Here is a 12,715-nt window from a genome sequence, read left to right as displayed (position 1 = left end):
AAGGAGGTAGAAATGTGACTGAGTTTGAGAGTATATACAATCAATATTTCCGAGATGTTCACTCGTTTGTATTATCATTAAGTCGCAATGAAAAGATAGCAGAAGAAATAACACAAGAAACTTTTTTTAAGGCTTTAAAAAGCATCGATAATTTCAAAGGCAATTGCAAAATCAATGTATGGCTTTGTCAAATAGCAAAAAATACATACTTTACCTATCTCGATAAACAAAAGCGATATGCTACAGACGATATACCAGAAGAAATAAGCGAGAATAGCATTGAATCAATAATAGTGAATAAAGAAGAAACCTTCCATTTACATAAGGTCTTACATCGCTTAGAAGAGCCTTATAAAGAAGTTTTTACATTAAGAGTGTTTGGAGAACTGTCCTTTAAACAAATAAGTCAACTTTTTGAAAAAACGGAGAGTTGGGCAAGAGTAACATTTCACCGAGCTGAAGGTAAAATTCAAGATTTACTGAGGGAGGAATAGATATGAGTAATAAAGTGTCATGTGAAATAATTAAAGATATGCTTCCGTTGTATTATGACGATGTATGCAGTGATGAGAGCAAAAGAATGGTAGAAGAACACCTTGTTGGGTGTCATAATTGTAAAAATGAATTAGATAGATTAAAAGCTGATTTCAAATTACCGAAAGAAGAAATCGAAACAATTAGAAATGATAGTAATGTTATAAAAAATATTTCTTCTTTTTGGAATCAGTCAAGAATTAAATCCTTTATGAAAGGGATAATTATTAGTGCATTATTGTTTTCGCTTATCATTTTGGGGTATTTTGGTTTGTTTAATTGGCAAATCATAAGCGTTTCAACTGATAAGGTAGAGATAAAGAATGTAAGCCAATTGGCAGACAGCAAAATTTTCTATTATGCTGAGACAAATGATGGTTATAGTTTGGATAGGTTAAAATACGATATGGATAAGGAAGGTAACTTTTATATTACTCCTTTACGACCAATGATTAAGCAAGAAGCACAACCACATAACGGTTTTGAAAAGAGATATTATTTTATTGACATTAAGTACCAGGAAAAAGAACGTGGTAAGGAGATAAAAATGATTTATTATGGAACTCCAAAAGATAAAATTTTGATTTGGGAAAAGGGAATGGATTTACCAAAAGTAAGTGAAGAAATAGAAAATATGTATTATGATGGTAAATAATGTTAATGTAGAATGTGAATAATTTTATTTAGAAGTGCAACTATGAAATTATATAGGATTTTTAGGCATTGTATTTATTTTTTTATCCTTGAATTGGATTGTTAAGTACGAAACTGAAGTTACTAAAGAAAGAGAATTTGGAGAATATACATTTAAATATATTGGAAAAGAACCTGCACCTGAAGTATTTGTATATAAAATAAAAGGTGTATCGTTGGATGTGGGTATTGTTGAAGACACTTTTAACAAAAAAACAATGTACACATAGGTACTGTTGAATGCACTGGCTGTGAAGCTTACACAACTTAAAAAAGATAGAATTGAAGCAAAATTAGAGTGGAACGGGAAATCGGAAATTATTAAATTGGACAGTAAATAATAGTGAAAGAAAAAACTACAACAAATAAAGGCACTCAATAACGGGTGTCTTTTCTTATTCAACTACAGGAGGGCTTTACTTGAAAAACATTGAGCTGTTTTAGACAGCTCTTTTTTCTTATTGTACTCCCATGAAAGAACTTAATCATCTTTCATTTTCTGTGGTGAAGAGCTGATTTTTGCGCTACATGGATGGCTAACGGGGCAGTTTAGTTGAAGAAAAAACTAAGTTAAAATTGAATTTAATTGTATTAAGTTAGGATATGGGCAGGTTAGTCCAATAAGGAAATCTATTTTTATAACGAATTTAATATTAGTATCGGTGAACCGTATTATAAGTAAGTGCGGTTTTAGAAGGGGATTTCTCCTAAGTCATTTAGTGACGGATGCGTTACGCGGGCATGGCTTCAGTCCCTCGTCGCTTCGCTCCTGTGGTGCCTTCAGCTCATGCTATTCCCGCTGGAGTCGCCGCCTTCCACTACAATCCATCACCAACTAAAAATAGTGATTTACTAAAAAGTATACAAAAAACAGGTATAGAAAAAGAGAACTTTTTCTATACCTGTTTCCATTTAAGAATTTGTTGGATAGTCCTTTTTCTCCAAACTGAATATAAGCATAAAATGGGAATAGAGTGGATTTATAAATCAAATGTTACTTTCATTTTTAAATGTGTATTTATATATGAAATCATTATCGACAGATGAGATTTTTGCAGAGTGAACGCGTATTGGTGCAAGTGTTAAATATTACCACTGAAAGAGAACATATGACAACAAAAATCGTGCGGAAAATGTAGCTCCTGCAAACAGAATCAACAATCAGTTCTTATTCATTGGTATCATATGAATGGTCTGTTAAGTGGATAGAGCCATTGAAGGTGACTGGCAATGGAAGAATATAAGGACCTAACAAAAGTGAATTGAAGTTATTAGAAGTCCTTATGGTCGTTCCTATCATCGGGTCGAAACAGGCTAGCGCTATCACGGTAAACCGTATCATAAGTAATAGAGGTTTTCCATGTATAATAGGATACAGATATAAAATTAAAAATAGTAAACTGATCTAGAACTAGACTGTTAGCTAGAAATTATACTTTTAATTTTAGTAGGCTTTGATTGGAGACATTGTGCATGTTAAGAGAACAGACGAGATATTCTAGGCTCGCGAGTATAACCAAAGTAATTAATACAAAGTTAGAACTACATGAAGTTTTACAGCGTGTAACGCAGGCAATATCCGAGGAAATCGTGCAATGTAACTCGGTTGGTATTTATTTACCAGAAAAAGATGGCACATTTAGAGGATTTGTGGGAAAACCAGAAGATATGAATGGCATAACGCTCGATACACAGGTAATTGATATTGAAACAGACTTACTGGCCAAAGAGGTTATTGAAACTAAAAAAACCATCTATATCTCTGATACCTCAAAGGATAATCGGCCGGACCCGAGATCGGTAGAAGCCTTCAAAATTAAATCCTTATTAGCACTGCCTATCTCATATGAGCAAGAGATATTTGGTTTAGTTTTTTTATTTGATTATGGAACGCCGATGAATTTAACAGAATCAGAAATTCAGAGTGTTGAAGCATATGTGAATATGGCTGCAGTTGCAATTCAAAACGCAAATAATTTAAAGCAAAAGGAAAACCTTATTGCAGAAAAGCAGTTGTTACTCAATGTTACACGTGATTTGTCGATGTGTTCCTCCGTGCAGAAAAGTCTTGATAAATGTTTTTACTACTTAGGAAAGGTTTTAGGTAGCAAAAAAAGTACAGCCCACATCCTGGATCCGTTGGGAAAAAACACAATCACATTCATGAAGTTTAATAAAGACTGTGATTGGACAGAAGCCAATTGGATGGAGAATCTTAAAAGCATAAGAATGAACCAAAGCTACGAAGCTATGATTCAACAGATTATTGAAACAAAAAGTATAATTCTCACTCCAAATATAGATAGTATGAGTCTACTTATGATGCCACTGGTTTCAATGGGGGAAGTATTAGGGGTTATAACAGTTGTCAATTTAGGAGGGGAAACATGTAATTTCCATGAATCTCAAATTCAATTAGCAAAATCGATAGTCGATGCCACAGCCCCTACAATTTCAAACTTGTTATATATGGACCAACTTGAAAATATGGTAGAAGAGCGAACAAGGGAACTAGCTGCTGCTAATGAAAAGGTTACGAGTGTTATTGAAAGTATAACGGATGGATTCTTTGCATTGAACAAAGAGTGGGAATTTCTTTACATGAATAAACATCAATATTTGCCGCAAAGGAAAACGGCAAAAGATGTATTAGGCCAGAATATATGGGGGATTTTCCCGAAATGTGTAGATACGGTCATGTATAAGGAATTTCATCGTGCGATGTCAAAGCGAATAGCAGTACATTTTGAAATGACCTCAGCATATGGTGATTATTGGTACGAAGCAGTTGCTTACCCATATGATGAGGGAATCTGCTGCCTTTTAAAAAACATAACCGAAAAAAAGAAATATGAGAAGGAATTGAAAAGATTATCAAACCTAGACTTAATAGGTCAGATGGCAGCAGGTATTAGCCATGAGATTAGAAATCCTATGACAACAGTACGAGGATTTTTGCAGCTATTAAAAAAAGAGAGCGAGTTCGAAAAACATAATGATTACTTTAATGTAATGATCGAAGAGCTTGACCGTGCCAATTCTATTATTACTGAATTCCTTTCTATAGGTAATACAAAGACATCTGATTTACAGATGTTAGATTTAAATTCTATTATTCGAGATATTACTCCTTTAATAAAGATAGATGCATTTAATCAAAATAAAATTATTCAATTTAATCTGAAAGACATTCCAGATTTACTTTTAAATCGTAACGAAATACGACAATTGATAATAAATCTATACCGTAATGGCTTAGAATCAATGAGCACAGGTAAGGTTCTATCCATCAGTACATGCAAAGGAGATGAAAATTGTGTAATTCTTGCAGTACGGGATCAAGGAGAAGGTATCAGTCCTGCAATAGTAGAGAAATTGGGTACTCCATTTTACACGACCAAAGATAATGGCACTGGCTTAGGACTAGGCATATGCTATGCAATTGCTGCCCGTCATAACGCAAAAATTGAATTTCAAACAGGATCTGAAGGAACTACTTTTTTTATAAAATTTACTTATATATGAAAAAGTGAAACTCTCTTTAGTGTTGTTACGAAGAACCGTAGTGTTGAATAGATTAGCAAGATATGCAAACTTCTTTACTTGCATATCTTTTCTGTTATGAAGGTATTTACATATAATGCGCTGAATAAATTTATAAGTCCAAATCTAAAAAATTATTTCTATAATTATTAATAGCTATGATGAAATCTGCGCTATATTGATATGCTATTTCGAAGGAGGTGTAGAATGAAGCAACTTTATATAAAGCAAAAGGTATTCAGTCTAAGTGGCAAATTTACGGTAAAGGATCAGCAGGAGAAGGATGTTTATTACGTAGAGGGTAGTTTTATGCAAATTCCAAAGACTTTCTCCATTATGAATACAACAAGAGATGAAGTCGCGCTTATTACGAAAAAGGTGTTCAGCTTTTTACCGAAGTTTTTTGTTGAGGTAAATGGTCGAGAGGTGTTAACGATTAAGAAGGAGTTTTCTTTCTTTAAAGCACGCTATACGATTGATGCAGCAGACATTGAGATACATGGTAACTGGTGGGATATGGATTTTCAGATCTTACAGCATGGTGTAGTCATCGGTAAAGTGAACAAGGAGTGGTTCACTTGGGGAGATAGCTATAAGCACATCCTGTGATGACGCCTTCGTGACCAACATCGTGCTGCTGTCGCTGCGTTAACACTACGCTTTCGCGCAAAAAACATCTGTTGGCCCGAGACCCTGGAGCGAGCAGACAGGGGAACGAAGGCTAAAACCATCACGTCCTATGATAACGCCTTCGGACCAACATCCTGTTGCCCCAAGTGGCTCATCGGACGCCCCCAGGAAAGCGCTCAGTCGGAACGGAAATCAGCCCCTTCTTTGCCGAAATGCCATACTTATTTAATACGACACCTTAATTTCATTGAAGCAATAGATATAACAACATGAAGTTGAAGCCAATACGGCTTCAACTTTTTTGTTAAAAAATTTTTGACATCAATCAAACAAAAGTTTATAATGTAAACAAATATAATAAAAGGTGATGCTATGAATGAAAGAGAACAGGCGGTCCTTGCATTAATTCGCCAGAATCCGTTTATGTCTCAGCAAGAGATGGCAGATAAGATGAAGCTATCTCGACCAGTCCTTGCTAATTTAGTGTCGAGCTTAACGAAGCAGGGGAAAATTGTAGGTCGTGCATATATTTTGCCTGAGGAAAATGAAATTATTTGTATCGGTGGAGCCAATCTTGACCGAAAATTTCATGTAAAAGGGAATGTCCAATTCGGTACGTCCAATCCTGCTAGCTCTTCATTTAGTGTAGGTGGTGTTGGACGAAACATTGCTGAAAACTTAGGTAGATTAAATCATCAAGTAACATTGCTGACTACTGCCGGCAAAGATGCTGATTGGCAAGTGATCCAAGAAGCGTCAGAGCCATTTATGAATCTACGTTATGTGGAGCAGCTACCTGACGCTTCGACGGGTTCCTATACTGCGGTTATGGATGAGCAGGGCGAGCTAGCATTAGCGGTAGCAAATATGGAAGTATATGATCTTTTATTGCCAAGTTTGCTAAAAAAACATGAGGCAATGCTGATGAATGCGGGCTGCTTTATTATGGACTTAAACTGTCCAAAGGAAACAGTGGCTTACATACAGCAGGTTGCAATTGCCCGTGACATTCCGTTTGTCATCGTACCGGTATCTTCGCCAAAAATGAATCGATTACCTGATACGTTGCAAGGAGTAACATGGTTTATTTGTAACACAGATGAAGCAGAGACGATTGTTGGTCATAAAATCGAAAACTCTGTGCATTATGAAAAGGCTTTACAGCAACTTCTTACATTAGGTGCTGACCAGGTAATTATTACAGCTGGTAGCAAGGGTGTGTATGCAGCTTCCGTTACAACGAAGCCAAGTCATTACGCGGCTAAAGCGATAGATAAAATTGAAGATGTAACAGGTGCAGGAGATGCCTTTGTCAGTGCTGTAATCCATAGCTGGCTTACTGGGCAATCATTTGCAACATGTATTGATGCAGGTTTAACAAATGCCAAAAATACACTTGCATCTCCATATACCGTAAGACCTGAGCTATCAGTTGATTTGTTAAACAGTGAAATGGAGGAATAACAACATGAAAGAATTCATCGTATTATCAGAAGAAGTAAAAGCAGGACAAGCAAAAGGCTTACCAATCGTAGCATTAGAATCAACAATTATTTCACACGGAATGCCATATCCACAAAATGTTCAAACAGCACGTGAAGTGGAACAAATTGTTCGTGATAATGGTGCAGTACCAGCAACTATTGCATTAATCGATGGTAAAATTAAAATTGGTTTATCAGATGAAGAACTTGAAATGTTCGGTAATGCTCAAGGCGTAGCAAAAGCATCTCGTCGTGACTTAGGCTATCTTTTAGCAACAAAAAAATTAGGAGCGACAACTGTAGCAGCAACAATGATTTGTGCGGAGCTAGCTGGTATTGAAATTTTTGTAACTGGCGGTATTGGTGGCGTACACCGTGGTGCTGAAATAACAATGGATATTTCAGCAGATTTAGAAGAATTAGCACAAACAAATGTTGCTGTAATTTGTGCGGGTGCTAAGTCAATTTTAGATATTGGTTTAACTTTAGAATATCTTGAAACAAAAGGTGTACCAGTTGTTGGATATGGTACAGATGAGCTACCAGCATTCTACACAAGTCAAAGCGGTTTTGATGTCAACTTCAAGATTGATACGCCAGAGGAAGTGGCAGAAATGCTACGTGCAAAATGGCAATTAGGCTTAAAAGGTGGAGCTGTCATTGCTAACCCAATTCCAGAGTCTGAAGCACTTGAGCATTCTTTCATTACAGGAATCATTGAAAAAGCTTTAGTAGAAGCAGAAGAAAACGGTATTCAAGGTAAAAACGTGACACCATTCTTACTTGGAAAAGTGAAAGAATTAACAGAAGGTAAAAGCCTGGATGCCAATATTGCATTAGTAAAAAATAATGCAGTAGTTGGGTCAAAAATTGCTGTAGCGTATAATAAATAAGTAACAACTATGATACGATAAGAGAGACTCTTTGCGAAATATTGAATTCGCAAAGGGTCTTTTTATTCATTTAGGAGAATATTTTTCCATTTTTCACATTGTTCACGAGAATAACTAAACAAAATGACACAGTTACTTTACAATAGCCCATAAAATTTTATACAATTAAGTTTATATCTAATCTGAAAAATTTGACGAGCAAGGTGGACATGTTATGGCGAAAGAGCAAATTTTGACTCCCGAGGACGTTTTTGAGTTAGTCAAATCCTACATGAATGATGAAAATGTCGCATTCGTGAAAAAAGCATATGAATTAGCAAGGGATGCCCATATTGAGCAATTCCGAAGCTCAGGTGAACCGTATATTATTCACCCTGTGCAAGTAGCTGGAATTTTAGCTGAATTACAAATGGATCCTGAAACAGTTGCAGCTGGTTTTTTACATGATGTTGTCGAGGATACGGATTTTACGCGCGACGATTTGGTTCGTGAATTCGGCGAAGAGGTTGCGATGCTTGTAGATGGTGTAACAAAGCTGGGGAAAATTAAATATTTATCTAAAGAAGCGCAACAAGCAGAAAATCATCGAAAAATGTTTGTAGCTATGGCGCAGGACATTCGTGTCATTTTGATTAAACTGGCAGACCGTCTACATAATATGCGCACGTTAAAGCATTTACCTGCAGAAAAACAACGCCGTATTTCTAAAGAAACGCTTGAAATTTTTGCACCACTCGCGCATCGTCTTGGGATTTCGACTGTTAAATGGGAGCTTGAGGATACAGCACTTCGTTATTTAAATCCACAGCAATATTATCGCATTGTCAGTCTTATGAAGAAAAAACGTGATGAGCGTGAAGCATATTTAGACAATGTCATGACTGAGATGAAGTCACAGCTTACAGAGGTTGAAATTGAAGCGGATATTTATGGTCGCCCAAAACATATTTACAGTATTTACCGTAAGATGGTGTTACAAAAGAAACAATTCAACGAGATTTATGATTTATTAGCCATTCGTGTACTTGTCGATAGTATTAAAGATTGCTATGCCGTACTTGGGATTGTGCATACATTATGGAAGCCGATGCCTGGGCGTTTTAAAGATTATATTGCGATGCCAAAACAAAACCTATATCAATCACTGCATACAACAGTAATTGGTCCTTATGGTGACCCATTAGAAGTCCAAATTCGTACGAAGGAAATGCATAAAATTGCCGAGTACGGGATTGCAGCGCATTGGGCGTATAAGGAAGGTAAAAAAGTTGATAATGAAAAACAAAATGTCGACCAAAAATTAACGTGGTTCCGAGAAATTTTAGAATTCCAAAACGAATCTTCTAATGCTGAAGAATTTATGGAATCTTTAAAATTTGATTTATTCTCTGATATGGTCTATGTATTCACACCTGAAGGCGATGTCATTGAATTACCGGCAGGCTCTGTACCTATCGACTTCGCATACCGTGTGCATTCAGAAGTTGGAAATCGTACAATTGGCGCGAAAATCAATGGTAAAATGGTACCGCTTGATACACCGTTAAAAACGGGAGATATTATTGAAATTTTAACATCAAAGCAATCATTTGGTCCGAGCCGTGATTGGCTGAAAATAGCTCAATCCTCACAGGCGAAAAATAAAATAAAGCAGTTTTTCAAACGTCATCTTCGTGAAGAAAATATCATCAAAGGTAAAGAGATGATAGAGAAGGAAATCCGAGCACAAGATTTTGATGTAAAAGAAACAATGTCAGCGGAAAACTTGAAGCGTGTATATGAAAAATTTAACTATACAAATGAAGAAGATATATATGCAGCTGTCGGCGTGAATGGAATTACAGCTCAGCAAGTTGTTAATCGTCTAGCGGAAAAACGTCGCAAAGAGCGTGAACAGGAAGAAGCGCTTGAGAAAATAGAACAAAAAATGAAAAACCCTATTCCACAGAAACGTACGGAATCGGGTGTTATCGTAAAAGATATCGACAATATGCTTATTCGACTTTCTCGTTGTTGTACGCCAGTTCCTGGAGATGAGATTGTAGGCTTCATTACGAAAGGTAGAGGTGTTTCAGTACACCGTGCAGACTGCCCAAATATTCAAGTAGATGATGAGCAGGAGCGTTTAATAGAAGTAGAGTGGGAACACGGACTTACTCCTGAGAGAAAAGAATACCCTGTCGATATTGAAGTTTCAGCTTTCGATCGACCAGGCATTTTAAATGAAATCATGCAAATTGTTAGCGAAACGAAAACGAATATTTTAGCAGTGAGTGGTCGTGCAGATCGCGATAAAATGGCGACGATTCATTTAACGATATCGATTTCAAATATTTCACATTTGCATAAAGTAGTGGAACGTATTAAGCAAACACCGGATATATATTCAGTACAACGTGTTATTAACTAATCAATTTCTTTACTAAATGAATGGTTGGGCAGTAGCGACTTTGTTATGACCGAAGTTGATACTTCTGGTGCTTACAAGAAGAATTGAGGTTTTAAAGAATGAAAGTAGTTTTACAGCGTAGTAAAGCTGCCTCTGTTACGGTTGACGGAAAAGTAACGGGAGCTATTGAGAGCGGCTATGTTCTTCTGGTGGGCATTACACATGAGGACACGCAAGAGGATGTTGAATATTTAGCAAAAAAAGTAGCTAATCTCCGCCTTTGGGAAGATGTTAATGGGAAAATGAATCATTCCATTTTAGAGCATGGAGGGGCTATTCTATCCGTCTCACAATTTACATTGTATGGGGATGCAAAAAAGGGGAATCGTCCAAGTTTTACAAATGCAGCAAGACCAGAAGTTGCGGAACCGTTATGGGAGGCCTTTAATAATGCCTTACGCGGACACGGTTTACATGTGGAAACAGGAATATTTGGTGCAATGATGGACGTTGCACTTACAAATGATGGCCCAATTACGATACTTCTTGAGTCTAAATAAATGGTACATTTCCTATAATACCTTCATACATTTAACAGTATGGTTTGTTTTGTAGGAAGGAAGTGTGTGAATGGTGACTCAGGGAGGAAGCATATCAAATCCATATTTATACGAAACTCTAAACATGATGATTGGTCAGGCAATAGTCGTGCAAACAGAGAAAAATATTCAACAAGGAAAATTAATCTCTGTATTACCTGACAATATCATTGTAGAGATTAGTCGTACGCCGTTGTTCATTCGTATGAAGGAAATTGTATGGGTTACGTTGGCAACAAGGAAAAAATAAGCGCATAAAGGTCTCTATACTCATGGGATATGAGTATAGAGACCTTTTTTCATTTTCGTATTGATGAATAGTAAGAAACATTGGGGATGAAGAAAGTCCCCAATGTTTCAAGTTTCACATTATTAATTCTCGTTAAAGTAATTTAAAATGCCTTGGTAGATGCCGAGAGTAGCTTGTTCCCGGAATTTAGCGGATGTAATAACACGTTCCTCACTACCATTACTTAAGTAGCCTAGCTCAATAAGGGTAGCCTTTTGACGATTTTCTCGTAAAACTAAATAATTTCCTTGTTGGGTACCACGATTTTTTAAATCGATTTTATTTGAGAGTCCATTATTTATTGCCTCTGCAAGATCTTGTTGATTACTGTTCATATAATATGAGGTGAAACCATTAACGGAGCTATCGTCTGTAGCATCATAATGAATACTGATAAAAGCATCTGCCTCATATTGGTGTGCAATTGATACGCGTTTACGGAGGGCAACATATTCATCTGATTCTCTTGTCATGACAACATTTGCTCCAGCAGCACTCAACTTTGAAGCAAGAAGAGATGCCGTTTTTAATGTAATTTCCTTTTCATCTGTTCCACGTTGTCCGGTAGTACCGTGATCATTCCCACCATGTCCAGCATCTACGATAATAGTTAATCCATTTAAAGTGCCTTTCTTGCGTGGTTTTGATTTTTCCTTTTTTGTAGCAGTAACAGCTTTACTTGGCGAAGAAGTAGTAACGACCCAGTTCGCCACAAAAGCAGTTTTGTCATCTACTTGTATTTCATAAAAGTCATTTTTAGCGCCTACAATAGGGTAGATTTCACCAGCATCTACACGTTCAACAACTTCGGCAGTTGTTGTTGCATCTGTCCGTAAGTTTGTCCCATTATAAATGATTGTGACAGATTCAAGATCTGAGGAAGCAGAAGAAGATTTTGATGCCTTTTTTTCTATATTTGAAAAAGTACCATAAAAGCTATAAACCCAACCTGCTTTTTTATCGTTATATTGAATTTGTACCCAGTTATGCTCTTGAGCTAGCACTTTAAAGGCTTGTCCATTTGAAACAGTGCCAACCTTGTTAGCATTTAAGTCTGGCTGTTGGCGCACATTAAGTGCATCCACTAAAACTGTAAATGTTGTATCTTTGTTGACTTTTTTTGTGGATACTTCAACTTTAGGTTCATCAGCCTTAGCCTTTTGTTCGGGTAGATCATTGATAGTAACATAGTCAGTGGATACCCAACCAACTAGTCCGTTCCAATCTATTTTCGCCCATTCGCCATTTTTTTCAATAAGTTTAGCTTGGTCACCTGTAGATAATTGTCCAAGAACTGCTGAAGATATGTCAGGCTCAGTACGGATATTTAGACGGTTGACTTGAGAAATTAACGTTTGGTCAGCCGTTTGCTTATCGTTTGTCGAAGCTGTTAGCCAGGATGCTACCCAACCTTCGTAATTGCCTGCTTTTACTCGTATCCAATCGCCCTCGCGACTAATAGAGGTTAACGGGTCACCCTCATCTAATGTCGTAATGATTGGATAAGACAGTCCAGGTCCCTCACGTAAATGAAGAATCGTTCCAGTTACTTTTAAATCACTGGAGTCGGCTAGTGCTGTTTGAACAGTGTTACTTGGAAATGCAAATGTTAGCACTAGTACGAAGATGATTATAGTATGTAAAAATTTTGTCCTCATCAG

Annotated in this window: 9 protein-coding genes and 1 pseudogene; 9 read left to right on the top strand and 1 reads right to left on the bottom strand. The window is 36.7% G+C overall.

All coding sequences use genetic code 11. From position 1 onward, the window contains the following. Positions 1-14 precede the first annotated feature (14 nt). From ACFXN8_RS12385 to ACFXN8_RS12345, 9 genes and pseudogenes are all read left to right on the top strand, one after another. Positions 15-494, top strand: coding sequence for an RNA polymerase sigma factor (locus ACFXN8_RS12385; protein ID WP_386845389.1), 480 nt, complete (start codon positions 15-17; stop codon positions 492-494). A gap of 2 nt (positions 495-496) precedes the next feature. After that, on the top strand, positions 497-1,189 hold the full coding sequence (locus ACFXN8_RS12380) for a zf-HC2 domain-containing protein (protein WP_386845387.1): 693 nt from the start codon (positions 497-499) through the stop codon (positions 1,187-1,189). A 1,511-nt stretch (positions 1,190-2,700) separates the two neighbouring features. Further along, a complete protein-coding gene (locus tag ACFXN8_RS12375; protein WP_386845385.1) occupies positions 2,701-4,752 on the top strand; it encodes a GAF domain-containing sensor histidine kinase in 2,052 nt (683 codons plus the stop codon). Between the two features lie 225 nt (positions 4,753-4,977). Continuing rightward, a pseudogene (locus ACFXN8_RS12370) lies at positions 4,978-5,367 on the top strand (LURP-one-related/scramblase family protein); the annotation flags it as partial. Positions 5,368-5,772: 405 nt separating this feature from the next. Continuing rightward, a complete protein-coding gene (locus ACFXN8_RS12365; RefSeq protein WP_376073845.1) occupies positions 5,773-6,864 on the top strand; it encodes a carbohydrate kinase in 1,092 nt (363 codons plus the stop codon). 4 nt (positions 6,865-6,868) lie between these two features. Continuing rightward, complete coding sequence (locus ACFXN8_RS12360) at positions 6,869-7,777, top strand: pseudouridine-5'-phosphate glycosidase (protein WP_386845382.1); 909 nt, start codon at positions 6,869-6,871, stop codon at positions 7,775-7,777. 214 nt (positions 7,778-7,991) lie between these two features. After that, positions 7,992-10,187: a RelA/SpoT family protein gene (locus ACFXN8_RS12355; protein WP_376073842.1), complete on the top strand. Its 2,196-nt coding sequence runs from the start codon at positions 7,992-7,994 to the stop codon at positions 10,185-10,187. 98 nt (positions 10,188-10,285) lie between these two features. Beyond that, positions 10,286-10,726 (top strand): D-aminoacyl-tRNA deacylase, encoded by a 441-nt coding sequence (gene dtd, locus ACFXN8_RS12350; protein ID WP_386845380.1) that lies wholly within the window; start codon positions 10,286-10,288, stop codon positions 10,724-10,726. A 70-nt stretch (positions 10,727-10,796) separates the two neighbouring features. Then, the gene (locus ACFXN8_RS12345; RefSeq protein ID WP_386845378.1) at positions 10,797-11,015 is read left to right on the top strand and encodes a DUF2642 domain-containing protein; all 219 of its coding nucleotides are present in this window, start codon (positions 10,797-10,799) and stop codon (positions 11,013-11,015) included. Positions 11,016-11,137: 122 nt separating this feature from the next. Here ACFXN8_RS12345 and ACFXN8_RS12340 read toward each other — a convergent pair whose 3' ends face one another. Next, positions 11,138-12,712 carry an N-acetylmuramoyl-L-alanine amidase family protein gene (locus tag ACFXN8_RS12340; RefSeq protein WP_386845376.1) on the bottom strand — a complete coding sequence of 525 codons (1,575 nt, stop codon included), beginning with the start codon at positions 12,710-12,712 and terminating at the stop codon, positions 11,138-11,140. Positions 12,713-12,715: the final 3 nt, after the last annotated feature.

The sequence above is a fragment of the Lysinibacillus sp. NPDC059133 genome, from assembly GCF_042755925.1.
In the GTDB taxonomy this organism is placed as follows: domain Bacteria; phylum Bacillota; class Bacilli; order Bacillales_A; family Planococcaceae; genus Lysinibacillus.
Note: the sequence above shows the minus strand (reverse complement) of the source record. Positions and strands in the feature narration are given on the sequence as shown.

Coding starts and splice junctions, on each gene's coding strand:
- ACFXN8_RS12380 (WP_386845387.1), top strand. CDS start 497: ATGAGTAATAAAGTGTCATGTGAAATAATTAAAGATATGCTTCCGTTG.
- ACFXN8_RS12375 (WP_386845385.1), top strand. CDS start 2,701: ATGTTAAGAGAACAGACGAGATATTCTAGGCTCGCGAGTATAACCAAA.
- ACFXN8_RS12365 (WP_376073845.1), top strand. CDS start 5,773: ATGAATGAAAGAGAACAGGCGGTCCTTGCATTAATTCGCCAGAATCCG.
- ACFXN8_RS12360 (WP_386845382.1), top strand. CDS start 6,869: ATGAAAGAATTCATCGTATTATCAGAAGAAGTAAAAGCAGGACAAGCA.
- ACFXN8_RS12355 (WP_376073842.1), top strand. CDS start 7,992: ATGGCGAAAGAGCAAATTTTGACTCCCGAGGACGTTTTTGAGTTAGTC.
- dtd (WP_386845380.1), top strand. CDS start 10,286: ATGAAAGTAGTTTTACAGCGTAGTAAAGCTGCCTCTGTTACGGTTGAC.
- ACFXN8_RS12345 (WP_386845378.1), top strand. CDS start 10,797: ATGGTGACTCAGGGAGGAAGCATATCAAATCCATATTTATACGAAACT.
- ACFXN8_RS12340 (WP_386845376.1), bottom strand. CDS start 12,712: ATGAGGACAAAATTTTTACATACTATAATCATCTTCGTACTAGTGCTA.